Below are 24,552 nucleotides of genomic sequence, written 5' to 3'. Positions count from 1 at the left end.
GGAGCCCAGAAGTGATCACCAGGATGTCGTCGTTGTTCCTTCGCACTCTGCGTGAGGATCCGGCGGACGCCGAGGTACCGAGCCACCGGCTCCTGGTACGCGCCGGCTACGTCCGCCGAGTCGCCCCGGGCGGCTACTCCTGGCTGCCGCTGGGCCTGCGGGTGCTGCGCCGGATCGAGAACGTCGTGCGCGAGGAGATGAACGCTTTCGGCGCGCAGGAGATCCAGTTCCCCGCGTTGCTGCCGAGGGAGCCTTACGAGGCCACCGGCCGTTGGACCGAGTACGGCGACGCCCTGTTCCGCCTCAAGGACCGCAAGGGCGCCGACTACCTCCTCGGCCCGACGCACGAAGAGCTTTTCGCGCTCACCGTGAAGGGTGAATACAACTCGTACAAGGACTACCCGGTCGTCCTGTACCAAATCCAGACCAAGTACCGCGACGAGGCGCGCCCCCGCGCGGGCATCCTGCGCGGCCGCGAGTTCGTCATGAAGGATTCCTACTCCTTCGACCTCGACGACGAGGGCTTGGCGAAGTCGTACGACCTGCACCGTCAGGCCTACACGAAGCTGTTCGACCGCCTCGGCATCGAGTACGTCGTCGTCAAGGCCACCTCCGGCGCGATGGGCGGCTCGGCCTCCGAAGAGTTCCTCGCCGTCGCCGAGACGGGTGAGGACACCTACGTCCGCAGCACCGAATCGGGTTACGCGGCCAACGTCGAAGCGGTCACCACGCCCGCTCCCGAGGCCAAGCCGATCGAGGGCCTGCCCGAGGCGAAGACCCACCACACGCCGAACACGCCGACCATCGAGTCGCTGGTCGCGTTCTTGAACGCCGCCGACCTCGGCCGCACCTTCACCGCCGCGGACACGCTCAAGAACGTTTTGGTCAAGACGCGCCGGCCGGGCGCGAAGGAGTGGGACCTGCTGGCCATCGGTCTCCCCGGTGACCGCGAGGTCGACACGAAGCGCCTCGAAGCCTCGCTCGTGCCCGCCGAGTTCGAACTGCTCGAAGAAGCGGACTTCAAGAAGAACCCCTTCCTCGTCAAGGGCTACATCGGCCCGAAGGCACTGAAGGACAACGGCGTCCGCTACCTGCTCGACCCGCGCGTCGTCGAAGGCACCGCCTGGGTCACCGGCGCCGACGAGCGCGACCACCACGTGGTCGACCTGGTCGCGGGCCGTGACTTCACCGGCGACGGCACGATCGAGGCCGCCGAGGTCCGCGAAGGCGACACTTCACCCGACGGCAAGGGCACCCTGGTCGCCGCGCGCGGTATCGAGATCGGGCACATCTTCCAGCTGGGCCGCAAGTACGCGGACGCGTTCGAGCTGGACGCCCTGGGCCCGGACTCCAAGCCCATCCGCATCACCATGGGTTCCTACGGCCTCGGCATCTCGCGGCTGGTCGGCGTGCTCGCCGAGCAGAACCACGACGACCTCGGCATCATCTGGCCGCGCGAGGTCGCGCCGTTCGACGTGCACGTCGTCATCGCGGGCAAGGACGAGACGGTCTCCGCGGGCGCGGAGAAGCTCGCCGCCGAACTGGACGCCGCCGGGATCGAGGTCGTCCTCGACGACCGCAAGGCCTCCCCTGGCGTGAAGTTCGCGGACGCCGAACTCGTCGGCGTCCCGACCATCCTGGTGGTCGGGCGCGGACTGGCGAACGGCGTCGTCGAGGTCAAGGACCGCCGCACCGGCGACCGCGAGGAGATCGCCGTCGACGCGGTCGTGGAGCACCTGGTCAAGCTCGTCCGCTCGTAATGGGCCTGTTCGGCGAGAAGCGCGGGGACGAACCGGGCTATGAGGACAAAGAGGCGCTGAGCGGGTTCGGGGGCTATCAGCCCTCGGACTCGCCCGGCTACACGCCGTCGCCCGAGCTCAACGCTCCTGTCCAACCCACCCCCGAGCCGCAGAAGTCGGCGAAGCAGCCGATGTCGCGAAGCGGGCGAAGGGCCATGTACGGCCTCTTCGCCACGCTCGGCGTCATCGCGGTCGCCGCACTGGCGAACAACGGCTCGGATCGGTCATCGAGCGGCAGCACGCCGACTACCCGGACCCCGGTCGTCTACACGCCTTCGCCTCGGGTCGTCGCTCCGCCGGTGACCGAAGGCTGGCAGTCGGTGGCCGGGGCGGACGGCCAGGTCGCCTACGACGTCCCGCCGAACTGGGCGCCGAAACCGGGCACTGTCCACGGCTGGGAGAAGAGCGCTCTCGTCCCCGGCATCAGCATGTTCTCCAGCGCCTTCGTCGGCGAGGGCTACTGCCCGGCGGTCAAGGGCAGCCGGATCGGGGGCAGCGGCCTGACGACCGTGAAGCTCCCCGACGCGCCGGCCGCGGCGGCCAAAGCGCTGAACGACCTCGCGGTGAGCGCGTACAACCCTGACGACGGCCCGCTGTCCGCCAAGATCCTCGCGGAACCCGCGCAGGCGGCGGAGTTCACGCTGGGCACCGGCAAGAAGGTCCCCGCGAGCATCGTCGTCGCGGAGGTGACCCTCGCGCAGACCGGCCCCTGCGTCCCAAAGCGCGCTCTGGTCGGCGTACAGGCGGTGGACATGGGAGACGCGTCCGCTGCCCTGCTCGTCTATTCGGATTCCGACGAACAGGGCAGCGCGGACCGCGAGCTGATCCTGAAGATCCTCAAGACCTACCGGGGCGTTCCGGAAGCCGACCGCAAGACCATCACGCCGCCGCCTTCGACGCTGCGCTGAGGCCTCTTGCCGGACCTGGCGAGTTTGGCCAGCCGCAGCAGTCCGGTGTTCGGCAGGTAGGCCCGGCCGAGCGCGATCCCGATCCGCGGCAGATCCGCCTCGTCGCGGAACGCCAGGTACAGCGGGACGTGACGCGGCTGGAACTTCGCCTTGAACGCGTGCAGCGAACGGAATCCGTAGAACGGTTCCATCATCGTGCCGAGCGCGTCCAGGACGCGTTCGACGGCGTGCGCGGGTTCGCCGGAGCCCGCCAGCGGAGCGCCGGACAGCGACACGAACTTCGCGCCCTCCTCGCGGAAAGCGAGGCACGACGAAGCGATCAGGAACTCCATCGAGGGACGGAAACCGTCAGCGCGCTTGCGCATGACGTCGAGCGTCCAGCCTCCGACGGCGCCGGCACCGGTGTAGACCGGCAGCCACGACGTCACGCCGTGTACCACGCCGTCGGCGTCCACCGCCAGACCGACGCGGGTCTCCGGGTCCATCGCCTCGTCGACCCCGCCGAGCGTGAAACCCATTTCCGGCATGCCCTTGTCGCTGATCCACTCCTCGGAGATCGCGCGGACCTGCGAGATCACCGAACGAGGCTGATCGGCGAGCCGGACAAGCCGGAACTCGATCCCGTCCTTCTTGGCGCGGTTGAGCGCGGTCCGCACGTCCTGCCAGCGCTTGCCGCGGAACTCCAGCGTTTCCAGTTCGATCAGGGTGTCCTCGGCGACCTGGACCTGCTTCCAGCCGAGTTCCGTGGTCTTGGCGGTGGTGCTCCCGGTGGCGGAGAACAGGCACGGCACGAGCCCGGTGTTCTCGCACATCGTGATGAACTCGGTGATCGTCCGGTCACCGGCGCCGTCCGGGGCGATCGGGTCACCGAGGGCGATGGCGACACCCGCGTGCCGACGGTAGGCGAGGTAGGACTTGCCGTCCGCGGTCACGAAGTACGAGTTCTGCGGCCATGTCGTCATCCACGAGAGCGTGCTTCCGCCGTGACGGCTGAGCAGCGTGCGGGCCAGCGCGGGGTTGCCCATCCGGCCGAGACGGCGGCGCTTCCGTCGTGACGGCACGCGGAAGGCCCCTCGCGAGGCGATCAGGAGTGCGAACTCCACCGTCCACAGCAGATTGTCCACGAAGAACAGCGGCGGGTCCGAAAGCCCGGTGTCCTCACCGAGGACCTCGGCCAGCGCGAGCACCCCGCCGTAGGCCATCACCTGCAGGATGACGAACGAGGTCAGGATCATCGCGCACCACCAGGCGACCTGGTTGCCCTTGCGCAGGCCGTTCATGATCGGCATCACGATCAGGCACAGGATGACGACTTCCCAGGTGGACAGCGAAAGTTCCTCGGACGAACCGAAGGGACCGTTGCCCGGCACGAAGGACATCACCAGTTCGGCGACCGTCAGCACCAGCAGACCGGCCATGGCGTAGAACCGCCACTCGCGCAGGCTCGGCCGCCGTTCGCGGGTGGAGTCCGTCGAACCGAGGAACCGGCGCCCGAACGGCAGGGCCAGCACGAGGGCGAAGAAGTGCACGAGGTCGGCGAGCGTGCCGACGAAGATGATCGCGATCCCGGCGTAAACGCACAATCCGGCACGCAACCGCAGTCGCCACGGCGGGCGCAGGGTGGCGCTGGCGACCGCGACCGCGGCGAGCGCGCCCCCGGAAAACCCGACGTCGAGGCTGCCGGCGACCCGTTCCGCCCACTCCCAGCCGGAGTTGCGGCTCAAGGCGAGGAACTGGACCGCGACCAGCACGCTGACGAACTGGCCGCCGATGGTGACGGCCATCGCCCGGCGGGTGCCGAGGCGCCATTCCGCGAACCCGGCGAACAAGGCGAAGCTGAGCACCATCGGCAGGTAGTACAGCGGGACGACCGCGAACAGCGGTCCGGTCAGCAACGTCCACCACCGGCCTGATTCGAGCGACGGCAACCCATAGGCGATGTACGGGTACACCGCGCGATCCTCGGCGGCGGACCAGAGCGCGCCCGTGGCCAAGGCGAGCGCGAGCATGGTCACCGTGACGAGGGTGGTGAAAGGCAGCCGGTGCCTCAGCACCGTGGCGATCTTGTGCGTCCGGCCCGGCGCGGCCGTCCCGCTTCCCCCTGTTGGCATGGACATCAAGGTAGGCGGTGGAGCCGGTCCGACACATCCGGCACGGGACCCATTTTTCCCTTAGGGGTGTGCTACTCCCGACGGATGCTCTCACCCATCTTGAGGACGACGTCCCTGGCTACCGCACCGGGGATCTCCTGGTCCGCGAGTACCAGAAGGACGTGGTAGCGGCCGGAGCCGGGCAGAGCGCGAAGGGGGAGGGCGATCGCGGTGATCGCGACCGACGGCGCCGGGCACCGTCCGTTCGCGGTGGGGAGGACGGTGGTGGTCACGGCGGTGGCGATCACGCCGCCTTCGAGGACGGTCACCGGCCCGGACGTGCCGATTTCGGTTTTCGGGCCCTGTCCGCCGCCGATGGAGCCATACGCGGCTTCGGCCCATCGCAGGGTCGTTTCCTCCGCCGCCTGGGCGATGCCGCCGACCTCGCCCTCGTCGATGGTGGTGATCCCCGCCATCGCCCGCGCCGAGAGTTCGGAGCCCTGGCAGAAGTCGCGGCGGTACCTGGCGACGCCCTGCAAGGTGACGAGGTCGCCCGCCGGTGTCTCGAATCCGATGGCGACGTCGGGTTTTTCGGTCTTCCAGTCCGGCGGGACGTCGAAAACGAGCGGGTGATCGTCGGACAGCACCGGTTGCCAGCCCGCGATCATCGGTTTGATCCGGGTGGGCAGCACCGGATCGGGCAGGACGAGGTCCTCGGCGGACGGCGGCGGGGCCGTGGTCTTGGCCTGGTAGGTGGCCGTCGTGCCGACAACGAGGAGGACGGCCAGCCCGATGACACCCAGCGCCGGCAGGAGGCGAGGGCGACGGCGCGGCGGGACGGCGTCCAGGACGGCCGGAAGCGGCCTTGTCTGTTCGGCTTCGGTTTCGAGCGGTTGCCCGGTGAGCGGATCGACGGACCACAGTCGCGGTTCGTCGGGTCGCGCACCGGGGCCGGTCATTGCTGTGGCCTCAGACTCGCGAGGATCTTTTGCGCGTCCGCCTCGGGCAGCGCGTCGGGTGTGCCCTGGTCGAAGGCCATGACGAAGCAGATGGTCTGGTCGCCGGATTTGAACGCGGCCGAGGTGACCTTCACGCTCGGTGCCCGGCACTCCTCGGTCTCGGCCGGGGTGAAGGTCCCGGTCGAACTGATCCCCTGGATCGAGCCGCTCGCGATCGGGACCTGCTTGATGTCGGGCAGCGGGACGTCGGACTTGCCTGTCGCGGACTGGATCCAGAGCCGGACAGCGCCCCTGGCGGCGTTCTCGACCGGGATCTGGTCCGCGGTGGCGAAGCCGACGACGCCGCGGTTCGAACCCCGGGCAGTCGGGCAGGCGCCGAGTTTGTACGTCGACGCCTCGTGGATGACCATCTTGAACTCGCCCTCGTTGTAGCCGACGACCTGGCCGGGCTTGGTCTCCCAACCGGTCGCGGGCAGGTCGTAGGCCGTTTTGTCCTTGGCTGACAGGATCCCCTGCCAGCCGGGTGTCGTCGAGGGGACTTTGTTGTCCTTGAGGGCTCCGCTGCTCGCGGGTGGCGGTTTCGACGCCGAGGACGACGGCGGCGCCGGTGCGGAGGAAGCAGGTGGAGCGGCCTGGGGCTGCGGATCGTCGCCGTCACGCAGGACGAAGAACAGTGTGGCACCGACGGCGATGACCACGACCAGCGCCCCGAAGCCGATCCAGAGGCCCTTCTTGCCCTTCTTCGGTGGTTCCGGCGCGAAACCCTGATAGGTCTGCTGCGGGAACTGCTGGAAGTACTGCTGCTGGGGATCCTGCGGGTACTGGCCGTACTGAAGCGGATTCTGCGGCGGATATCCCTGCTGCGGGGGTTGCTGCTGGTGGGGCTGCTGCGGGTGCTCCGGCCAGCCGTTGCCGCCTGGGTATGCCATGGAGCGAGCTTAGTTGGCGTTCCCGAGCACGGCCGCACGTACCGCTGCCAGGTCGGAGAGGTCTCCGAGCACGGTGTGCGCGCCCGCGTCGGCCAGTTCCTCCGCGCTGAACCGCCCTGTCGCCACGGCCACCGCGACGGCGCCGTTGTCGAGTGCGGCCCGCACGTCGTCCGGGGTGTCGCCGATGACGACGACCGACGTTGGCGCGAAGTCGGTGCCGTGCTTGTTCGAGGCGTGGCCGACGGCGGCGGGTACCAGGTCGGGCCGGTGCGCCGAGAGCGAGCCGTAGCCGCCGATCTCGAAGTCGACGTGTTCGTGCAGGTCGAACGCGGTCAGCTTGTGCACGGAGATCTCCGGCAGGTTCCCGGTGACCAGCGTCTGGACGATGCCGCCGTGCGTGGCGAAGTCGTTCAGCGCGTCTTTGGCGCCCGGGAGCGCCCGGCCGTTCGCGGACAACGTCGGGGCGTGGCTCTCGGAGACCGCGATCAGTGCGAGCCAGAGCTTGCGGACGTTCTCCTCGGTGGGCTCAACACCGTGCGAGGACAGGATGTCCGCGCTGATGGCGCGTTCGGTGCGGCCGCCGAAACTCGGCAGTCGCCGCAGTTCGACGCCCGCGACCTCGGCGAGCGCGGTCGTGTACCAGGCGGCGCCGACGCCACGCAGGTCCACGAGGGTCTGGTCGATGTCCCACAGCACGAGCCGGTGCGGAGTAGTCACGCGGCCGACGGTACCGGGAAGCTTATTCAACGTCTGTTGACTTCTGCTGGGCCGGCGCCTACCGCGGCAGGACGGTCAAGTCGACCCTGAGCCGTCGCCGTGGCCGCGCCGCCGGGCCGCTCCAAGCGGCCGCGAACGGAATCGCGTCCCACGGCGGAGGTCAGGTCTCGTGGCGGGTGACCACTCCCGAAGAAGGCCGGAAACTGTTGGAGGACAAAGAGGTCTACGGCGTCCTCGAACTCCCGTCGACGGTCGTGGTACTCCGGGGCGGTGAACCCGTCCGGCGCGCAGATCGCGCCGCTCGCGCTGAGTGCGATGGCGTGGGTCGGCTGCCTGGCCACGAGCGCCGTGCTGATCCTGGCCGGATTCCTGAAGCTGTGGGATTCCTCGCTCCCGCTCGGCCGGGACGTCCTCGACTTCCGTTTCCTGGCCTCGACCGGCTTCGTCGCCTTGCAGACCGGTCTGCGGTGCTTGCTCGGCGTCCGCGCGATGGCGATCCTCGGCTCGCTCTGCCTCGTCGTACCCGCCGTCGCCGGGCAGGTGCCGGAACTGCTGAACGCCGCGTACCGCGTAATGCTGTGGTCCTGGACGCCGTTCCGGTTCTCCGTCGAAGGTCTCCGAAGCCTGTGCAGGGCGTGTCCGGCGCGCCGGACGTCAAGACCGGGGCCTGGGTGCTCGCCGGACTGCTCGCGGCCGGGCTGGTGCTCGCGCTGTGGCCGGGCCGGTCAGCCCTCCAGTAGACTGAAACGGACACGCCGGACCGGGTTGTCCACGTTGGTGTCCACTAGGCAGACCGACTGCCAGGTGCCCAGTGTCATCACGCCACCGAGCACCGGGATCGTCGCGTACGGCGGCAACAGCGCGGGCAGGACGTGGTCACGGCCGTGACCGGGACTGCCGTGCCGGTGCTTCCAGCGGTCGTCGCGGGGGAGCAGGTCGTCGAGCGCCTTGAGCAGGTCTTCGTCGCTGCCCGCGCCGGTTTCGAGGATCGCCAGCCCGGACGTCGCGTGCGGGACGAAGACGTGCAGGATCCCGTCCTCGGCGTCCGCGTCGCGCAGGAAGGTCTCGGCGTCCCTGGTCAGGTCGTGCACCACGGCCACGCTGCCGGTGCGCACCTCGATCTCCGTGGAGTACATGCTCTTCACGGTAGTACCCCGAGGCGCGCGACGTAGTGCCAGACGCGTTTCAGGGCTTGCGGGTCTTGGTGGACGGCGTCGCCGAGGACGCGCGGGGCGAGGTAGCCGTCTCCCGCCAGCGCCAGACCGAGTTCGACGAATTCGGGACCTCGGTACTCGGGATCTCGTTCGAGTTCTTCGGTGGACAGGCGGAAACACGGATGCCATTCGACCGGACAGCCCAGCCGGTGTGCGGCCTTTTCGACGCCGGTGCCGCGCTGACTCGGGTCGAGCACGAAGGCCTCGACGTAGTCGTCGAGCAGGTCCGCGTCGTTTTGCTTGGCCAGTGCGATCAGTGCGGAAAATGGCCGGAGCCGAACCTCGGCGCACCGCCGACCGCGCGGCGCCGAAAATCGAGTGCCCCGTATTTCGGCCGTTCGACGGGCGACGCGGCGTCGTAGGCGCCGCCGAATATCCGGTTCTCCCAGAACCAGCGATCTGCGCCCGGGTGCGCGGTCGGCCCTCCGTTGCTCGTCCCGGTCTCGAACTGGTTGCGGTAGAACCCGTCCTCGGCCATCGCTGCCAAGCGCGGGCGTCCATCCACTGTGGATCGAGCGGGGTGGAAGTGCGGCGTCACCGGTAGCCCGGTCTCGTGTCCGCCGCGTGCTTTCGCCGCGACGTATGCGAGGGCCCGGGAGTTCATCACCCGAGTATCAGGTGTGGCGCCGGGCGAGGGCGACCAGATATCGCACCGGGTCGTCGGTCGGGTTGACGTAGGCGCACGGCCGAGGTGTGCCGAGCTGGAGGCAGTCGCCCGCGTCGAGTTCGTGCTCGACGTCGCCCTCACGGAACCGCAGATGGCCGTCCAGTACCCAGATCTGGTGGTGGGTCAGCGCGTAGGTGTGGGCGGGGAAGGAAACCTCGGCGCCCGCGGGCAGTACGACCTCGACCAGTTCCAGCGGCCCGCCGAGCGACGGGGAGACGGCACGGCGCACGTACCCGGTGTCCGGGTCGGTCCACGTGGGCTGATCGGCCACGCGCGCGAGCCGTCGGTCGCCGTGTTCGGCGCGCGCGACCAGCTCGGACAACGTCATCCCGAGCGCGGCCGAAAGCCTGCTGAGCAGGACGGCCGTCGGCTGCGCCTCGCCACGTTCGATCTTGCCGATCATCGCCCTGGACACGCCGGACAGCTCGGCGAGGGCATTGGCCGAGAGGTTTTGGTCGAGCCTCGCGGACTGGAGCGTCGCGGCGAGCGACGCGGACAAGGGATCCGACATGCTGCACACTATAGTGGCAGTCATGGTTACTATGGTGATCAGGGAAGCGAAGGAAGACGACGCGGCGGCGTGCGCGGAGATCTACGCGCCATACGTCACCGACACGGCGATCTCGTTCGAGACCGAGCCGCCCAAGCCGGACGAGATGGCCGAGCGCATCGCCAAGGCGCAGCGGTCACACGCGTGGCTCGTGCTCGAAGACGACGAAGGCCGCGTCGCCGGCTACGCCTACGGAGGCCCGTTCAGCGGCCGTCCTTCCTATCGCTGGTCTTGTGAGGTCAGTGTCTATCTGGAGTCGGGCCGACGGCGGACGGGCGGCGGCCGCGCCCTCTATCAGGCGCTGCTGGACAGGCTGGCGTCACGCGGATTCCGGAACTTCTGCGCGGGAATGGTGCTGCCGAACGACGCGAGCGCCGGGCTGCACACGGCGATGGGGTTCGAGCCGGTGGGGACCTACAAGCGGATCGGGTACAAACACGGGGCTTGGCGGGATGTCGCTTGGATGCAGTTGTGCCTGCCGGAAGAGGGCGGGGTGCCGGTGGAGCCGCGGTAGGGAATAAAGTCGTCCGGCCTCGGGACTGTGTGGATTGCGGGTCATCCAACGCAACGAAATCCACGCAGTCCTGCGAGACCGTCCCTGTCACGGCCGGTTTCAGAGGGGTGTACTCGACCTGGATCCACCGGTGTCGTGCGGTATTCGGGCGTGCAAATGCGCTCTGGGTTTGCAAGATTGTTCTTGCGACGGACATCGGTCCGCCTAGTGCGCAGGAGGCGGTATCGCCGGCATCGCCGAGGACGCCTGGAGCGACACCGCCCACCGGCATCCGATTTCCGATCTCGGGCAAGTGATCCACACGCCTCTCGCTCGACGAAACCCTGCCCACTCCTTCCTGGCTCTGCAGGTGCATGGTGTTACGCCTCGGTGTTCCGGTGGGGTCGAGGTAAGCCGGTGCGATGAACTCCGGGAGCCCGTCCTGGGCCATCCGGACTTTCCACTCGCTCTTGAGCCTCGTGAGTGTTCAGGTCGCTAGAACGGACTGGTGCTTGCCTACCTGCGCCGGACCAGCGTGGGTTGACGATGTAGGTCTTGGCCTTGATCCTCCGAAGATCAAGCTCATGCCACCCCAGGCGCAGCCGAGTCGGGACCACCGTCCTGGTACAAAACCGCAAGAGACACCCGGGCCCCGCCACTGATCCCGTCCACGAACACGCCAACCATCGCCCCTGCGGCGAACAGAAACGCTCTCACGGACATTCGGCACCCGACCATCCACGACCGTAAACTCACCGAAGTGACAGTGATCCTGGTGACCGGCATGTCCGGCACGGGTAAATCGACCGCCCTGAACGCCCTGGCGCGCAAGGGCTTCTGCACCGTCGACACCGACACCGGCGACTGGATCGCCGAAGACCAAGACGTGGAACGCCACTGGCGTCCCGACCGCATCGACGCCCTCATCACCGAACACGAACGCTCCGGAGAACCGCTCTTCATCGCCGGAACCGTCTGGAATCAACAGGACTTCTACCCGCGCTTCGACCATATCGTGCTGCTCAGCGCGCCGATCGACGTCATCCTGGACCGCCTCGCGACCCGTGACACCAACGACTTCGGCAAAGACCCCGGAGAACGCCAACGTGTCGTCGCCGACACCGAAGAGATCGAACCGCTCTTGCGCGAGTCCGCCACCGTCGAGATCGACACGGGACAACCCCTCGCCGATGTCGTCGCGAAACTGGAAAACCTGCGCTAAGACTCCAGGTACCGCAGCACCGCCAGCACCCGCCGGTTGTCTCCTTCGGACTGAGGCAGCGCCAGCTTCCCGAAGATGCTCGACACGTACTTCTCCACCGAGCCCGCCGAAAGGAACAGTGCCGCCGCGATGGCCGAGTTCGACCGCCCCTCGGCCATCAGGCCCAGCACTTCCCGTTCCCGCGGGGTCAGCCCGGCGAGCGCGTCCGTCTTCCGCGTGGCGCTGAAGAGCTGCCTGACCACCTCCGGGTCGAGCACGGTCTCGCCCTCGGCGACCCGCCGAAGCGCGTCGAGGAAGTCCGACACCTCCGCGACGCGGTCCTTCAGCAGGTAGCCGACGCCGCCCGCGCGGTCGGCCAGGAGTTCCGTCGCGTACTGCGTCTCGACGTACTGTGAGAACAGCAGGATCGCGCAGCCCGGCAGTTCCGCGCGCAGCGCGATCGACGCGCGCAGGCCTTCGTCGGTGTGCGTCGGCGGCATTCGGATATCCACAATGGACACGTCCGGCCGGTGGGCGCGAACAGCTTCGCACAGGCTGTCGCCGTCGGCGACGGCCGCGACGACCTCGTGCCCCCGAAGGTTCAGCAGTTCGACCAGTCCCGCCCGCAGGATGGCCGAATCCTCCGCGATCACGACGCGCACGCCGCCCCCCGTGTTCTATGTCCGTAGTGGAATCTCCGCGCTGATCACCGTAGGCCCTCCTGGAGGACTGTCGATGTCGAGCCCGCCGTCGACGGTCGCGAGCCGTTCGGCGATCCCGGCGAGCCCGCCCCCGCGTTCCAGCCGGGCCCCGCCTCCGCCGCCGTCTCGCACCATGAGCCGCAAGCCGTCACCAAAGATACCCACGTCGACCTCGATCGCGGCCGAAGTGTGTTTGGCGGCATTGGTCAGCAGCTCGGCGACGGTGAAGTAGGCGATGGTCTCGATCGACGGCGACGGCCTGTTCGGCAGGTCCACGGTGATCCGTGCGTCGATATCCGAGCCGGCGGCCAAAGTGGACAGTGCGACGTCGAGACCGGCGTCGAGCGCGGCGGGGTGAATGCCGCGGGCGAGGTCGCGCAGTTCGACGAGCGCCTGTTTCGCATTGGCGTGCGCGGCGGTGACCAGAGCGGTGACCTGGGCGACATCGGCGCCGTCCGAGGCGAGTTCGTCCTTCGCGATGCCGAGCTTCATCGCCAGCGCGACCAGCTGGGCCTGCGCGCCGTCGTGCAGATCGCGTTCGATCCGGCGCAGCCGCCGCGTCGCGTCGTCGACGGCGGTCGCCCGGCTGCGTTCGAGGTCGCGTACGCGCTTGGAGAGGTCTTCGGCGCCGAGGACCCCGCGCACCAGCAGGCGGTCGAGTTCGGTCAGGCCGTGGACCACCCACGGCATCGCCAGCAGCACGGCCAGCCCGGTGACGGCGAGCGGAAGGGTGAGGGGCCAGGTGTCTACGCGGAGGTCGAACGTCGGCATGGCGTCACCGTCGAGGGTGAACCAGAACAGCGGATAGGTCAGCGTGCTCACGGCGTACACGAGCAGGGTCGCGACCAGGAGCATTTCACCCGTCGCGAGCGGCAGCCGGATCACCAGGTAGGCGATCGACCGCCAGCCGATCGGATCGCCGATCTTGCTCTTGATCCCGTTCCACAGCCCTGGCCGCAGCTCGGGTCTCGCCGGCGGGGTGACGGTCGTTCCGAGCAGGGCATGAGCCAGGCGGATATGCGTGGCGCCGATCAGCCGCGCGCCCGCCAGGACGCCGATGAGCACCGGGAGACCGATGGTGAGCAGGCTCAGGCCGATCCCGAGGACCAGCCCGACGACGACGAGCGCGAAGAACACCAGCGTCATCGGCGCGCCGATGACCACCCACGCCAGCTCCGCCCAGTACGCGCGGTTCAGCTGTGCGCTGAGGACGCGTCCAAGATGGCCGAGGCGGGTGGTCACGGCTTCAGCCTGCCGTGACCACCCGCCTCGCGCCCATCCAGGTTTCCCTAGTCTTCGCGGGTTTCGTCCGCCTGCGCCCGCTGGGACGCCTCGCGCATCTCGATGACGTCTGTCAGCCAGTCGCCGGTCTCGCGGGCGATGTCCCGGATCGCGCCGGTGATGATCGTCGCGATGTTGCCGATGTGGGTGGCCGCCGACTCGGTGACCTCTTGGACCACGTCCTTGGTGCTTTCGAACTGACCGACCATGTCAGACACCTTAAGCCGCTCGGAGGGTCTTGTCGCTCTCCACGGTAGCGGGAGTGCTGGGTTCACCGTTCCATGGCATGGCCAGTTTCACGATCTTCTTGGCCACCGAGAACAGCTGCTTGTGCAGGGGCCCGGTGTGGTACGGCAGGCCGTACTTCTCGCAGATCGCCCGCACCTCGCCCGCGATCTCCGGGTACCGGCGCGCCGGGATGTCCGGGAAGAGGTGATGCTCGATCTGGTGCGAGAGGTTCCCGGTCATGAGGTGGAAGAGCTTGCCGCCGGTGATGTTCGCCGAACCGAGGATCTGCCGCAGGTACCACTGGCCCCGCGACTCGTTCTCGGTCTCCTCCTCGGTGAAGCTCTCGACGTCGGCGGGGAAGTGCCCGCAGAAGATGATCGAGAACGCCCACAGGTTGCGGGTCAGGTTCGCGGTCGCGTTGCCGAGGAAGGTCAGTGGCGCGAGCGGACCGGTCAGCAGCGGGAAGAGCACGTAGTCCTTGCCGACCTGGCGACCGGCCTTCTTGAGCATCTTCAGGCCGACCTCCTTGTTGTCCGACCATTTGCGCTCGCCTTTGACGACGCGGTCGAACTCGAGGTCGTGCAGCATGACGCCCCACTGGAAGAACAGCGCGAGCAGCGTCGCGTACATCGGGTTGCCCAGGTAGTACGGATTCCACTTCTGCGCCGGGTCGATCCGCAGGACGCCGTAGCCGATGTCGCGGTCCTTGTCGAGGATGTTCGTGTAGGTGTGGTGAATGTAGTTGTGGGAGTGGCGCCAGTTCTCGGACGGCGCGACGGTGTCCCATTCGAATTTCTGCGAGCTCAGCGCCGGGTCGCGCGTCCAGTCGTACTGGCCGTGCATGACGTTGTGGCCGATCTCCATGTTGTCGAGGATCTTCGCCACGGAAAGCGCGGTCACGCCGGCGATCCACGCGGGCGGGAAGAACCCGGCGAACAGCAGCCCGCGGCCGGCGACCTCGAGCGCGCGCTGCGTCTTGATGACGTTGTGGATGTAGTCGACGTCCACCTGGCCGAGATCGGCGACGATCCGCTGCCGGATCTCGTCCAGTTCGCGGCCGAAGCTTTCGATCTGAGCCGGGGTGAGTTTGTCCTGCAAGCCGGTCATGAGCAGGTCCTTTCTAAGCGTTGATCTCGACGTCCCCGACCGGGACGGAGATGCAGAGCTGGATCTCTTCGTTCTCTTCGCTGGAGGTCTCGCCGGTCTTGGCGTTGCGCACGCAGCCCGAGGTCTTGATCTGCGTGCAGGAGAAACAGATGCCCATCCGGCAGCCGTGTTCCGGGCTGAGCCCGGCTTCTTCGGCCTGCTCCAGCAACGGTTTCCCGGAGTTCTCGAACTCGCGGCCGCTGCGCGCGAACCGGACCTGTCCTTCGGCGTTCTCGGTGTCGAAGGTGAGTGCCGGTGGCGTGAACTCCTCGGTGTGCAGATGTGCACCGAGGCCGTCGGCCTCGAACGCCTCGCGGACCGAATCCATCAGCGGCTTCGGGCCGCACAGGAAGGTCTCGGCGTCGGGGTACCACGGCGCGGCCTCCGCGAGGTGTTCTTTCGAGAAGAACCCGTGCAAATCGCCGCCGCTTTTCACGTGGGTGAACGCGTGTACCACCCGCAGGCCGGGGAGACGGCGGGCGAGGTCGCCGAGTTCGGCGCGGTAGAGCGTGTCCTCGGCGGTGTTCGAGTAGTGCAGGAAGGCGACGTCGCCTTCGTACTTCTCGTCCGCCAGGGTGCGCAGCATCGACAGGACGGGCGTGATCCCGCTCCCGCCGCTCAGCAGCAGGATCCGTCGCGGCCTCGGCGATGGCAGGGTGAACTCGCCGTCCGGAGTGGACAGTCCGAGCACGGAACCGGTGGTGACCGTGTGGTTCAGGTGCCGTGAGACGAGGCCCTGCGGGTCGGCCTTGATGGTCAGTTCCAGTGTGCCGTCGTGCTCCGAACCGGCGGGCGAGTAGCAGCGGGTCCGGTGGACGCCGTCGATCTCGACGGTCACCCGCACGTACTGGCCCGCGACGTGTCCGCGCCAGGCCCGGCTCGGCCGGATGGTCAGCGTGACCGTGTCGGGCGTCTGCCGCCGGACCCCGGTCACCAGGCCGCGGATTTCGCGGCGGACCAGCATCGGGTCGACGAGTTCGAGGTAACGGTCCATTCCGTGGGGCGTGAGCAGGGCCTCGGCCAGCGAGGCCAGCCGCCTGGCCCTGCGCGGTACCAGTGCCGTCATCACTTCTCCCGAATTCAGTGAACGCTTGTACACTGAACAGTGAAGTAGCGATGGTCGCGCTTGTCAACGCGAGCGGAGGGCGATGTGACATGGGTGATAGTGCGGAGGCGATTACGCTGTCCGTCGTGACAACGGAGCCCGTTTCCCGGCAGGAGCGCAAACAGCGCACGCGGCAGGCCCTGCTGGACGCCGCCCTGGATCTGGTGGCGGAACGCGGGTTCTCCGGGCTGAGCCTGCGTGAGGTGGCGAAACAGGCCGGGATCGTGCCGACGGCGTTCTATCGCCATTTCGCCTCGATGGACGAACTGGGCGTCGCACTCGTGGAAGAGTCGATGCGCACTTTGCGCACGATGATCCGCTCCGCGCGCACCAGGCCCGCCGCGTACAACGACATGATCCGGATGTCCGTGCGCATCCTGCGCGAGCATGTGCGTGCGCACGAGGACCACTTCCACTTCCTGACCCGCGAGCGCTATGGCGGCACCGGACCGGTCCGGCAGGCGATCGGGTTCGAGCTCAAGCTTTTCGTCAGCGAACTCGCCGTCGACCTGGCTCGTTTCGAGAATCTCCGAGAGTGGGCGACGGAGGATCTGCATCTGCTGGCCGACCTGATCGTGACGACCATGCTCACGACGGTGCTGGAGTTGCTCGAAACACCTTCGCGTGACGGCGAGATCGTGCGCACGGCCGAACGGCGGCTGCGGTTGATCTTTCTGGGGGTGCCGAACTGGCGCAGCGTTCCGTGACGGGCTGAAAGCGTCCTTCGCCGCATGACACGCGGTGAAGGACGCTTTCGTCGCATCAGATGAGGGGAAAGTCCCCTTCGGCCCGGCCCCTTATGACGTCGCACACCTGGATCGATGGCTGGATCGATCGTGATGAGCGATGTCACGGAAAGATGCCGTCCGGATACGTTCAGCCAGGAAAGTTGTCGGTCGGACGTGGTAAACAATGCGAGTTCGTGTGGTCCTCTCCAGTGAGGAGGTCGCCTGTGGCGGCAGAAAACGAGCAGCTCACGGTCGGTGTGGTCCGGGAAACCGGACTAGGCGAACGCCGCGTCGCGCTGGTACCGAAGCTCGTCGAGCGCGTCTCCGGACGCGGACTGCGGGTGGTGGTCGAGCCCGGTGCGGGCGCCGGCGCACTGCTCGCCGACGTTGTCTTCGAGCAGGCGGGCGCGGTGATCGGCGATCCGTGGGATGCCGACATCGTGGTGAAGGTGGCGCCTCCGAGCGCGGCCGAAGTCGCGAAGCTCAAGCAGGGCACCATCCTCATCGGCTTCCTGAATCCACGGGCCGATCCGGACGGGATAGCGGCGCTGGAGTCGGCGGGCGTCCGCGCCTTCGCCGTCGAGGCGATCCCCCGGATCTCTCGCGCGCAGGCGATGGACGCGTTGTCGTCACAGAGCAGTGTCGCGGGCTATCGCGCGGTTCTGCTGGCCGCGGAGAAGCTCACCCGCTTCTTCCCGATGCTCACCACCGCGGCCGGAACCGTGCCGCCGGCGAAGGTGCTCGTGCTCGGCGCGGGTGTCGCCGGGCTGCAGGCCTTGGCCACGGCGAAACGGCTCGGCGCGCAGACCACCGGCTACGACGTCCGGCCCGAGGTCGGTGAACAGGTGAAATCGATCGGCGCGAAATTCCTCGCCCTCGGCATCGAGGCGGTCGGTGAAGGCGGGTATGCCCGCGAGCTGACCGAGGAGGAAAAGGCCGAGCAGCAACGCAGGCTCACCGAGGCGATCACGAGGTTCGACGTCGTGATCACCACCGCGCTCGTCCCGGGCCGCAAGGCGCCGATCCTCGTCACCGCCGACGCGGTGAAGGGGATGCCCGCCGGTGGTGTCGTGGTCGACCTCGCCGGTGAGTCCGGCGGCAACTGTGAACTGACGAGACCGGGCGAGGAGATCGTCGAGCACGACGTCACCATCTGCTCGCCGCTCAATCTCGCCGCGGAGATGCCCGCGCATTCCAGCGAGCTGTACGCGCGCAACGTCACCGAACTGCTGGAACTGCTCGTCGACAAGGAAGGCAAGCTCGCGCTCGACTTCTCCGACGAGATCGTCGCCGGGGCCTGTGTGGCCGGCGCGGCTCCGGTCGCCGCGGCGGAAGAAGGGGGCGAGTGATGCTCGTAGGCAGCCTGGCGATCCTCGTACTCGCCGGATTCGTGGGTTTCACCGTCATTTCGAAGGTGCCCAACACCCTGCACACCCCGCTCATGTCGGGGACCAACGCCATTCACGGCATCGTCCTGCTCGGCGGGCTGATCGTGCTCGGTCTCGGGGTGGACGGCGTACTGAACAAGATCCTGCTGGTGATCGCGATCGCCTTCGGCACGATCAACGTGGTCGGCGGCTTCCTCGTCACCGACCGGATGCTTTCGATGTTCAAGGCGAAGAAGCCGGAAGACGGTGGTGACAAGTGACGACCTTCATCGCCGTCCTCTACATCATTTCCTTCGCACTGTTCATCTACGGCCTGATGGGACTGACCGGTCCGCGTACCGCGGTGCGCGGTAACTGGATCGCCGCCGTCGGCATGGGCATCGCGGTGATCGCGACGCTTTTGACGCCCGGCATGAGCAACTGGCTCTTGATCGCCCTCGGCGTCGCGATCGGTGTCGCCGTCGGCGTGCCGTCCGCGCGCAAGGTCAAGATGACCGCGATGCCGCAGATGGTGGCGCTGTTCAACGGCGTCGGCGGTGGGGCGGTCGCCCTGATCGCCTGGGTCGAGTTCCGCACCACGGAGGGCTACGCGCACGAGCCCGCGTATGTCGCGATCGCGTCGCTCTTCGCCGCGATCGTCGGCTCGGTGTCCTTCTGGGGCTCGAACATCGCGTTCGGGAAACTGCAGGAACTCATCTCCGGCCGTCCGATCACCTTGGGCAAACTGCAGCAGCCGGTGAACGCGCTGGTCCTGATCGCCGCGATCGTCTTGGCGGTCGTCATCGCCACCGGCGGCGACGCCGAACTGCTGATGATCGGCCTGCTGGTCGCGGCAGGCGTGCTCGGCGTGGTGGTCGTGCTGCCGATCGGCGGCGCGGACATGCCGGTCGTCATCTCCCTGCTGAACGCGCTCACCGGTCTGTCGGCGGCGGCCATGGGGCTCGCGCTCGACAACACCGCGCTGATCGTGGCGGGCATGATCGTCGGCGCGTCGGGTTCGATCCTGACGAACCTGATGGCGAAGGCGATGAACCGGTCGATCCCGGCCATCGTCGCCGGTGGGTTCGGTGGCGGCACGGCGGTCGCGAGCGGGAAGTCCGGCGAGGTCCGGCCGGTCCGCAGCACCAGCGCGTCCGACACCGCGATCCAGATGGCGTACGCGAACAAGGTCGTGGTCGTGCCCGGTTACGGCATGGCCGTCGCGCAGGCGCAGCACGTGGTCCGCGAGATGGCGAAGCTACTGGAGGCCAAGGGGATCACGGTCGAATACGCGATCCACCCGGTCGCGGGCCGGATGCCGGGGCATATGAACGTGCTCCTCGCCGAGGCCGACGTCCCGTACGAGCAGCTCAAGGAAATGGACGAGATCAACTCCGAGTTCGCCCAGACCGACGTCGCGCTGGTGATCGGCGCGAACGACGTCACGAACCCGGCCGCGGAGACCGATCCGGGCTCGCCCATCTACGGGATGCCGATCCTCAAGGTGAACCACAGCCGGTCGGTGATCGTGCTCAAACGCTCGATGAGTTCGGGCTTCGCCGGCATCGACAACGAACTCTTCTACGATGCGAAGACCAGCATGCTCTTCGGCGACGCCAAGTCGTCGGTTGGCGAGATCGTGGAGGAACTCAAAGCACTGTGACCGGCCCTTCGGAAGTCGTCGCCTCGTTCGGCGGCCCGGCCGACAACCTCGCGTTCGACGAAGCTCTCCTGCGCGCCGCACCGGAGGCGCCGGTCCTGTGGATCTGGCGCAACACCGACTGTGTGGTCGTAGGGCGGGGGCAGAAGATCGAACGCGAGGTCAAGGCCGACGTCTGTGCGAGCGACGGCGTCCCGGTGCTGCGCCGGGCCAGCGGCGGCGGCACGGTGTTCCACGATCCCGGCAATCTCAACATCACCCTCGTCCTGCCCGGTCAGACGAACAGGCCACTGGAGGCGCTCGGTGCACTGATGACCGCGACGGTGGCCGGACTCGGGCTGCCGTCGCGGCTCGGTGATCGGGGACTGTTCGTCGGTGACTCGAAGCTATGCGGTTTCGCCGTGTTCCGGACGAGAACGGGCTTGCTCGCGCATTCGACCCTGCTCGTTTCCACCGCGGCCGAGCGGGTCGGCCGGTACCTCACCGCGGCACCGGCGGACTCCCGCCCGCTCGACTCGCACCGGAGCCAGGTCGCGTCCCTCGCCGACCATGGCCTGCGCAAAGGTGTTGCCGAAGTCACGGCCGCGGTCCGCGCGACGGCGGCCGCGCAACTGGGTGAACTCACCACCCGGAAGCCCTCGGCGGCGGAGCGGGAGTGGCACCGCTCGCTCCAGCACACGCGGTACGGATATCCCGAATGGCATTCCGAGGGGGCTCAGCGAGCGTTTCGTGAGTGGTAAGGGGCCTGACACAAATGGGCCCCATTCGCTTGATTACGCGAATGGGGCCCATTTGTCTTTTCGAGGAATTACTTTTCCTTGGCCGAGAAGGTGACGACGGGCACCTTACGGGCGGCCCGGCTGGTCTTCTTCGGCTCGGCGGCCTTCGGGGCGGTCTTGGTGGCCGTCGTCTTCGCGGCGGTGGTGGTCTTGGCCGCCGTCTTCGGAGCGGCCTTCGCGGCAGTCGTCTTCGCCGCCGCCTTCACCGGAGTCTTGGTCGCGGCGGTCGCTTTCGCGCGCCCAGCCGGAGCCTTGGCCGAGGTGGCCTTCGTCGTGCCGGCAGCCGCCTTTGCCTTGGCCGCGGTGGCTTTCGCCGTGCTCCGGGTGGAGGTCTTCGCCTCCGCCTTGGGCGCGGCCGCTGTCTTGGGCGCGGCCTTGGCGGCGGCGGGCTTGCGGCCTGCGACGTCCTTCGCGGCGGGCTTGCGACCCGGCTTCGCGGCCGTCTTCGCCTCTGCCTTGGCGGCTGTCGCCGCGGTCTTCGGGGTCGACTTCGCCACCCGTGCGCCCTTGGGACGCTGCACGACCCGCGGACGGAGTTTCCGTCCGCCGATCCGGCGGCCGTTCTCCACGAAAGCACGCAGGATTTCCCGGAGTGCGGCGGCATTGTCGGCCGAAAGGTCGATGTCGTAGGCGATTCCGTCCAAACCGAAAGCGACCGTTTCTTCGGCCGCCTCGCCGGTCAAATCGTCCAGCAAATGCACAGCAGTGTTCCTGGCCATGAAAAAACCTCCCGCGCTCGATCGTTCTACTGCGTAACCGGCACGGTGCAACCTGAACCCGCGGCTGATGACTCACGCAGCGACACGAGGATAGCGGCAGGTTGCGCGAAGCTGCGCGGTGGTGTGCGCTGAATGCATGTCAGCACAGACTTTTGACGTGATCGTGATCGGAGGCGGCCCCGTCGGCGAGGTCGCCGCCGAACGGGCCGCCCGCGGCGGACTACAAGTCGCCCTCGTCGAACACGAACGCTTCGGCGGCGAATGTTCTTACTGGGCCTGCATTCCGAGCAAGGCGTTGCTGCGGCCGGGGCTCCTCCTCGCCGCCGCCAAGCGGGTGCCGGGTGTCCCGGTTGGCGACGCGGTCGACCCAGCCAAGGTGTTCGCTCGCCGGGACTGGTTCACCGGCGAGGGAGACGACACCGGTCAGGTGAAGTGGGCCGAGGGCGTCGGGATAGCCCCGATCCGCGGGCACGGCCGGATCACCGGTGAGCGGGAGGTCACGGTCGACGGCGGTGACGTGCTGACCGCACGGCACGCCGTGATCGTCGCCACCGGCAGCGTCCCGCGGACGCCGTCGATCCCCGGACTGGACACCATTTCCGTCTGGGGTTCACGGGAGGCGACATCGGCCGAAGAGGTTCCGCGCCGCCTCGGCGTGCTCGGTGGCGGTGTCGTCGGCGTCGAAATGGCGCAGGCCTACGCCACGCTCGGCGCCGAAGTCCACCTGATCGTCTCGGGCGCCCGTCCCTTGCCGCGGCTGCCGGACTTCGTCGGTGACGCCGTCATCGCGGGACTCCGCGAAGCCGGGGTCACCGTGCACACCGGCTCCGGTCTCGACTCCGTGTCCGCTGTGGACGGTGGTAAGGAACTGACGCTGAAAGGCGGCGAGCGGTTGCTCGTCGACGAACTGCTCGTCGCCACCGGCCGCCGCCCGGCGACCGACGGACTCGGCGTGGAGACGCTGGGGCTCGAGGCAGGCACGCCGCTCACGACGGACGACAACGGCCGCGTGTCCGCTGTGGACGGTGACTGGCTGTTCGCAGTCGGGGACGTCACCGGCCGGGCGCCGTTGACCCACCAGGGCAAGTACGCCGCCCGGGCCGCCGGGGACTCGGTGGCCGCGCGGGCCGCGGGCAAGCCGGTCGATTCCGGGGCTTGGAGTGCGCACAGCGCGACGGCCGATCATTACGCCGTCCCGCAGGTCGTGTTCACCGACCCGGAGGTCGCTTCGGTCGGGCTCGCCGGGCCGGAGGAGGGCAAGCCGCACCGCGTCGTCGACATCGACATCGCGGTCGCCGGTTCGTCGCTGCACGCGGACGGCTACGCGGGCAAGGCGCGGATCGTCGTCGACACCGAACGCGGTGTCCTGGTCGGCGCCACCTTCGTCGGGCAGGACGTGGCGGAACTGCTGCACGCCGCGACGATCGCGATCGTGGGGGAGGTCTCGATCTCGCGGCTGTGGCACGCGGTCCCGTCGTTCCCCACGATCAGCGAGGTGTGGTTGCGCTTGCTGGAGGCGTACGGGCTCTAGCCGTTGACGGGGAGTTCGAGGGCGGCCTTCGCTCCACGGACCAGGCCGGGATCGTCCGGAGTGGACGGTCCCGGCACCCACACCACCTGGACCAGCCGGACCGACCTCCCGTCCTGGCTGCTCTGGTAGGCCGCGCCTTCGAAGACCGGGACGTCGCCCTGCCACCGGTCGGTCTCGGTGGCGACGTCGAGGATCCCGCCACCGCCGGGAGTGTCGGCGGTCCCCTTGAACGTGGCAGCCTGTCCGGCGTCGGGGAATTCCACGACGGCGATCGTCACCGCGGCGGCCCGGCCGTCGATCGAACTGGCGAAGCTGGCCCGTTTCACCGCCGAGCAACTCGTCCGCTGAAGGCTCGACTGGACGTCGCCGTACGCGTGCGACGCGCATTTCTGGTCGGCGGCCGACGCCCTCGAGGTGAACTGGATGTTCTCCACGGCACTGCTGCGCGGCGGGGGAGGACTGGTCGCCGGAGTCGGCGGGGGAGTCGACGTGGACGCGGTGTCGTCACCGCCGGAAGCGACGCTGATCGCCGCGACCAACAGCACGATGAGGAGGCCGATCGCGGCGAGCGGGAGCCACTTCACCGTCTTGGACTGGTACGGCGCCTTCGGTGCGGACTCGGCGGGAGCCGTCACCGGTGATGGAGCCTGCCCGGCAGCGGGAACGGGCTTCGTGGCGACGGCCTGCCGGGCGGGTTGGACAGGTGGAGTGGCCTGCGCGGGCGGAGTGGCCGGTTCAGCCCGCTTTTTCGGCTTGCCGGGATGCTGCACCGGAACCGTCTGCGCGATCGCGACGAGCGGATTCTCGCGGACCACGGTCGGCTCGTCGTCGGAGTAAGCGCTGAACCCCTCGCCGAGCAACATCTCTTCGGGCATCGGCGGCGCGTCCGGGGCGAGCGCGGCGATCAGGTCCCGCGCCTGCTGGACCGACCGGGGCCGGGACGCGGTGGCCAGCGACACCGTCGCGGCGAGCATCGTCGTCGCCGTCGGGTACAGGACGCGGACCGAGCCCGCGAGGTCCGCGGCGGGCTGGTCGACCGTCTCGACATACGGGCCCACGGCGATGATCGTGCCGATCGGACCGGCGCCGGGGGCGACGTCCGCGATCTTGTGCGTGCACGCGGCCGACAGCGACAGCGCGTCGGTGGCCGGGTTGATCGAGGTGTCGCTGTGGACCAGCGGCCAGCCGTCGGCCTTCCACGGCCCGCCGAGCGGGGCTTCCAGCTTCAGCGCCGGGTCCGGCAGGTCGACGCCGATGACGATGAGAACGCCCTTGGGCATGATGACGACCGCTTCGACCGGCCGTCCTTCCACCGGGCTGACGCCGACCAGGGCGATCCCGCCGACGACGTTGCTGCCCCTGCCGAGTGAGGCCAGCGCGGCGCGGACGTCCTGGGCCACCCGGGACGGCTGTTGAGCGAGGCGAACGAGTCGCACCGAACCCCTCCCCATCTCGTCGGTCTCGGTGCACAAAGTAGCGCCTCCATCCGGACTAACGGGCAGACACGTCGCAGGTAGGCGAGGCGATGTTGGTCCAAAACTAGCCGTGGCGTGAGCATCGTCACCAGTTCGGTGTTACTCGTTGGTAGGTCACTGCTTCTTCGTCCCCTGCCACCAGGAGAAACGTCGTGGCCGGATCTCACCGCTGGCGTCGACGCGCCGGGCTCGTCGTCGCCCCGCGACTTTCCCCTTCTCTCGCCGTCACCGGTGCCACGTACCCGCGACATCGCCGACGTGCCCAAGGGCAGCTCGCAGGAAGGGGGCTTCACACGGAGTCCCGC

25 protein-coding genes and 1 pseudogene are annotated in these 24,552 nt (G+C 68.3%); 11 read left to right on the top strand and 15 right to left on the bottom strand.

Annotation, left to right across the window (positions count from 1 at the left end; genetic code table 11):
• Positions 1-11: 11 nt before the first annotated feature.
• Together ACM6LU_RS28070 and ACM6LU_RS28065 are read left to right on the top strand one after the other, a co-directional pair.
• Positions 12-1,760, top strand: coding sequence for a proline--tRNA ligase (locus ACM6LU_RS28070; protein WP_414940763.1), 1,749 nt, complete (start codon positions 12-14; stop codon positions 1,758-1,760).
• Entirely contained in the window at positions 1,760-2,707 is a 948-nt protein-coding gene (locus tag ACM6LU_RS28065) for a hypothetical protein (protein ID WP_414940762.1), read from the top strand. The genes ACM6LU_RS28070 and ACM6LU_RS28065 overlap by 1 nt, the downstream gene beginning before the upstream one ends.
• Here the strand turns inward: ACM6LU_RS28065 and ACM6LU_RS28060 are convergent.
• The 4 genes from ACM6LU_RS28060 to ACM6LU_RS28045 all read right to left on the bottom strand — a co-directional run bounded on the left by ACM6LU_RS28060 (position 2,644) and on the right by ACM6LU_RS28045 (position 7,381).
• Positions 2,644-4,818 carry a bifunctional lysylphosphatidylglycerol flippase/synthetase MprF gene (locus ACM6LU_RS28060; RefSeq protein WP_414940761.1) on the bottom strand — a complete coding sequence of 725 codons (2,175 nt, stop codon included), beginning with the start codon at positions 4,816-4,818 and terminating at the stop codon, positions 2,644-2,646. The two genes, ACM6LU_RS28065 and ACM6LU_RS28060, sit on opposite strands and share 64 nt — an antisense overlap.
• A gap of 71 nt (positions 4,819-4,889) precedes the next feature.
• Positions 4,890-5,756, bottom strand: coding sequence for a hypothetical protein (locus ACM6LU_RS28055; protein ID WP_414940760.1), 867 nt, complete (start codon positions 5,754-5,756; stop codon positions 4,890-4,892).
• Positions 5,753-6,685 (bottom strand): hypothetical protein, encoded by a 933-nt coding sequence (locus tag ACM6LU_RS28050; RefSeq protein ID WP_414940759.1) that lies wholly within the window; start codon positions 6,683-6,685, stop codon positions 5,753-5,755. Before ACM6LU_RS28050 ends, ACM6LU_RS28055 begins: the two co-directional genes overlap by 4 nt.
• 9 nt (positions 6,686-6,694) lie before the next feature.
• Positions 6,695-7,381: an HAD hydrolase-like protein gene (locus ACM6LU_RS28045; RefSeq protein WP_414940967.1), complete on the bottom strand. Its 687-nt coding sequence runs from the start codon at positions 7,379-7,381 to the stop codon at positions 6,695-6,697.
• A 140-nt stretch (positions 7,382-7,521) separates the two neighbouring features.
• Here ACM6LU_RS28045 and ACM6LU_RS28040 point away from each other — a divergent pair.
• A pseudogene (locus ACM6LU_RS28040) lies at positions 7,522-8,142 on the top strand (ABC transporter permease); the annotation flags it as partial.
• Here the strand turns inward: ACM6LU_RS28040 and ACM6LU_RS28035 are convergent.
• From ACM6LU_RS28035 to ACM6LU_RS28020, 4 genes are read right to left on the bottom strand one after another with little or no spacing between them, the layout of a single operon-like run.
• Entirely contained in the window at positions 8,128-8,538 is a 411-nt protein-coding gene (locus ACM6LU_RS28035) for a secondary thiamine-phosphate synthase enzyme YjbQ (RefSeq protein WP_414940758.1), read from the bottom strand. The pseudogene ACM6LU_RS28040 and the gene ACM6LU_RS28035 overlap by 15 nt on opposite strands.
• Positions 8,539-8,543: 5 nt before the next feature.
• Positions 8,544-8,813: a hypothetical protein gene (locus ACM6LU_RS28030; protein ID WP_414940757.1), complete on the bottom strand. Its 270-nt coding sequence runs from the start codon at positions 8,811-8,813 to the stop codon at positions 8,544-8,546.
• A 56-nt stretch (positions 8,814-8,869) separates the two neighbouring features.
• Complete coding sequence (locus tag ACM6LU_RS28025; protein ID WP_414940756.1) at positions 8,870-9,220, bottom strand: DUF3626 domain-containing protein; 351 nt, start codon at positions 9,218-9,220, stop codon at positions 8,870-8,872.
• 10 nt (positions 9,221-9,230) lie between these two features.
• Positions 9,231-9,794: a helix-turn-helix domain-containing protein gene (locus ACM6LU_RS28020; RefSeq protein WP_414940755.1), complete on the bottom strand. Its 564-nt coding sequence runs from the start codon at positions 9,792-9,794 to the stop codon at positions 9,231-9,233.
• Positions 9,795-9,816: 22 nt separating this feature from the next.
• On the opposite strand from ACM6LU_RS28020, the gene ACM6LU_RS28015 reads away from it, so the two are divergent.
• Together ACM6LU_RS28015 and ACM6LU_RS28010 are read left to right on the top strand one after the other, a co-directional pair.
• Complete coding sequence (locus ACM6LU_RS28015) at positions 9,817-10,347, top strand: GNAT family N-acetyltransferase (protein WP_414940754.1); 531 nt, start codon at positions 9,817-9,819, stop codon at positions 10,345-10,347.
• Positions 10,348-11,086: 739 nt separating this feature from the next.
• Complete coding sequence (locus ACM6LU_RS28010) at positions 11,087-11,548, top strand: AAA family ATPase (RefSeq protein WP_414940753.1); 462 nt, start codon at positions 11,087-11,089, stop codon at positions 11,546-11,548.
• On the opposite strand, the gene ACM6LU_RS28005 is transcribed toward ACM6LU_RS28010, so the two are convergent.
• The 5 genes from ACM6LU_RS28005 to ACM6LU_RS27985 are packed head-to-tail and all read right to left on the bottom strand — an operon-like array spanning position 11,545 to position 15,949.
• Positions 11,545-12,189: a response regulator gene (locus tag ACM6LU_RS28005; RefSeq protein WP_414940752.1), complete on the bottom strand. Its 645-nt coding sequence runs from the start codon at positions 12,187-12,189 to the stop codon at positions 11,545-11,547. The genes ACM6LU_RS28010 and ACM6LU_RS28005 overlap by 4 nt on opposite strands.
• A 15-nt stretch (positions 12,190-12,204) precedes the next feature.
• Positions 12,205-13,470, bottom strand: coding sequence for a sensor histidine kinase (locus ACM6LU_RS28000; protein WP_414940751.1), 1,266 nt, complete (start codon positions 13,468-13,470; stop codon positions 12,205-12,207).
• 47 nt (positions 13,471-13,517) lie between these two features.
• The gene (locus tag ACM6LU_RS27995; RefSeq protein WP_093934750.1) at positions 13,518-13,718 is read right to left on the bottom strand and encodes a hypothetical protein; all 201 of its coding nucleotides are present in this window, start codon (positions 13,716-13,718) and stop codon (positions 13,518-13,520) included.
• Between the two features lie 10 nt (positions 13,719-13,728).
• Complete coding sequence (locus tag ACM6LU_RS27990; RefSeq protein ID WP_414940750.1) at positions 13,729-14,844, bottom strand: fatty acid desaturase family protein; 1,116 nt, start codon at positions 14,842-14,844, stop codon at positions 13,729-13,731.
• A 13-nt stretch (positions 14,845-14,857) separates the two neighbouring features.
• Entirely contained in the window at positions 14,858-15,949 is a 1,092-nt protein-coding gene (locus ACM6LU_RS27985) for a ferredoxin reductase (protein ID WP_414940749.1), read from the bottom strand.
• 89 nt (positions 15,950-16,038) lie between these two features.
• On the opposite strand from ACM6LU_RS27985, the gene ACM6LU_RS27980 reads away from it, so the two are divergent.
• The 5 genes from ACM6LU_RS27980 (at position 16,039) to ACM6LU_RS27960 (ending at position 20,483) form a co-directional block, all read left to right on the top strand.
• Entirely contained in the window at positions 16,039-16,695 is a 657-nt protein-coding gene (locus ACM6LU_RS27980) for a TetR family transcriptional regulator (RefSeq protein ID WP_414940748.1), read from the top strand.
• Between the two features lie 245 nt (positions 16,696-16,940).
• Complete coding sequence (locus ACM6LU_RS27975) at positions 16,941-18,065, top strand: Re/Si-specific NAD(P)(+) transhydrogenase subunit alpha (protein ID WP_414940747.1); 1,125 nt, start codon at positions 16,941-16,943, stop codon at positions 18,063-18,065.
• Positions 18,065-18,364, top strand: coding sequence for an NAD(P) transhydrogenase subunit alpha (locus ACM6LU_RS27970; protein WP_007032801.1), 300 nt, complete (start codon positions 18,065-18,067; stop codon positions 18,362-18,364). The genes ACM6LU_RS27975 and ACM6LU_RS27970 overlap by 1 nt, the downstream gene beginning before the upstream one ends.
• Complete coding sequence (locus ACM6LU_RS27965) at positions 18,361-19,746, top strand: NAD(P)(+) transhydrogenase (Re/Si-specific) subunit beta (RefSeq protein WP_414940746.1); 1,386 nt, start codon at positions 18,361-18,363, stop codon at positions 19,744-19,746. The genes ACM6LU_RS27970 and ACM6LU_RS27965 overlap by 4 nt, the downstream gene beginning before the upstream one ends.
• Positions 19,743-20,483 carry a biotin/lipoate A/B protein ligase family protein gene (locus ACM6LU_RS27960; protein WP_414940745.1) on the top strand — a complete coding sequence of 247 codons (741 nt, stop codon included), beginning with the start codon at positions 19,743-19,745 and terminating at the stop codon, positions 20,481-20,483. The genes ACM6LU_RS27965 and ACM6LU_RS27960 overlap by 4 nt, the downstream gene beginning before the upstream one ends.
• 68 nt (positions 20,484-20,551) lie before the next feature.
• On the opposite strand, the gene ACM6LU_RS27955 is transcribed toward ACM6LU_RS27960, so the two are convergent.
• Complete coding sequence (locus ACM6LU_RS27955) at positions 20,552-21,241, bottom strand: histone-like nucleoid-structuring protein Lsr2 (RefSeq protein WP_414940744.1); 690 nt, start codon at positions 21,239-21,241, stop codon at positions 20,552-20,554.
• 157 nt (positions 21,242-21,398) lie between these two features.
• Here ACM6LU_RS27955 and ACM6LU_RS27950 point away from each other — a divergent pair, with 157 nt between their 5' ends.
• Entirely contained in the window at positions 21,399-22,772 is a 1,374-nt protein-coding gene (locus tag ACM6LU_RS27950; RefSeq protein ID WP_414940743.1) for a dihydrolipoyl dehydrogenase family protein, read from the top strand.
• Here the strand turns inward: ACM6LU_RS27950 and ACM6LU_RS27945 are convergent.
• Complete coding sequence (locus ACM6LU_RS27945; RefSeq protein WP_414940742.1) at positions 22,769-24,208, bottom strand: hypothetical protein; 1,440 nt, start codon at positions 24,206-24,208, stop codon at positions 22,769-22,771. The genes ACM6LU_RS27950 and ACM6LU_RS27945 overlap by 4 nt on opposite strands.
• Positions 24,209-24,552 lie beyond the last annotated feature (344 nt).

This window comes from Amycolatopsis sp. cmx-11-51, from assembly GCF_047608665.1.
Taxonomy (GTDB): Bacteria; Actinomycetota; Actinomycetes; order Mycobacteriales; family Pseudonocardiaceae; genus Amycolatopsis.
Note: the sequence above shows the minus strand (reverse complement) of the source record. Positions and strands in the feature narration are given on the sequence as shown.

Bases quoted from the DNA above. Each gene is read 5' to 3' on its own strand.
- ACM6LU_RS28035 (WP_414940758.1), bottom strand. From the start codon at position 8,538: ATGTACTCCACGGAGATCGAGGTGCGCACCGGCAGCGTGGCCGTGGTG.
- ACM6LU_RS28025 (WP_414940756.1), bottom strand. From the start codon at position 9,220: ATGAACTCCCGGGCCCTCGCATACGTCGCGGCGAAAGCACGCGGCGGA.
- ACM6LU_RS28050 (WP_414940759.1), bottom strand. From the start codon at position 6,685: ATGGCATACCCAGGCGGCAACGGCTGGCCGGAGCACCCGCAGCAGCCC.
- ACM6LU_RS27970 (WP_007032801.1), top strand. From the start codon at position 18,065: ATGCTCGTAGGCAGCCTGGCGATCCTCGTACTCGCCGGATTCGTGGGT.
- ACM6LU_RS27990 (WP_414940750.1), bottom strand. From the start codon at position 14,844: ATGACCGGCTTGCAGGACAAACTCACCCCGGCTCAGATCGAAAGCTTC.
- ACM6LU_RS28015 (WP_414940754.1), top strand. From the start codon at position 9,817: ATGGTTACTATGGTGATCAGGGAAGCGAAGGAAGACGACGCGGCGGCG.
- ACM6LU_RS27985 (WP_414940749.1), bottom strand. From the start codon at position 15,949: ATGACGGCACTGGTACCGCGCAGGGCCAGGCGGCTGGCCTCGCTGGCC.
- ACM6LU_RS27955 (WP_414940744.1), bottom strand. From the start codon at position 21,241: ATGGCCAGGAACACTGCTGTGCATTTGCTGGACGATTTGACCGGCGAG.
- ACM6LU_RS27980 (WP_414940748.1), top strand. From the start codon at position 16,039: ATGGGTGATAGTGCGGAGGCGATTACGCTGTCCGTCGTGACAACGGAG.
- ACM6LU_RS28020 (WP_414940755.1), bottom strand. From the start codon at position 9,794: ATGTCGGATCCCTTGTCCGCGTCGCTCGCCGCGACGCTCCAGTCCGCG.
- ACM6LU_RS28055 (WP_414940760.1), bottom strand. From the start codon at position 5,756: ATGACCGGCCCCGGTGCGCGACCCGACGAACCGCGACTGTGGTCCGTC.
- ACM6LU_RS27995 (WP_093934750.1), bottom strand. From the start codon at position 13,718: ATGGTCGGTCAGTTCGAAAGCACCAAGGACGTGGTCCAAGAGGTCACC.
- ACM6LU_RS28065 (WP_414940762.1), top strand. From the start codon at position 1,760: ATGGGCCTGTTCGGCGAGAAGCGCGGGGACGAACCGGGCTATGAGGAC.
- ACM6LU_RS28060 (WP_414940761.1), bottom strand. From the start codon at position 4,818: ATGCCAACAGGGGGAAGCGGGACGGCCGCGCCGGGCCGGACGCACAAG.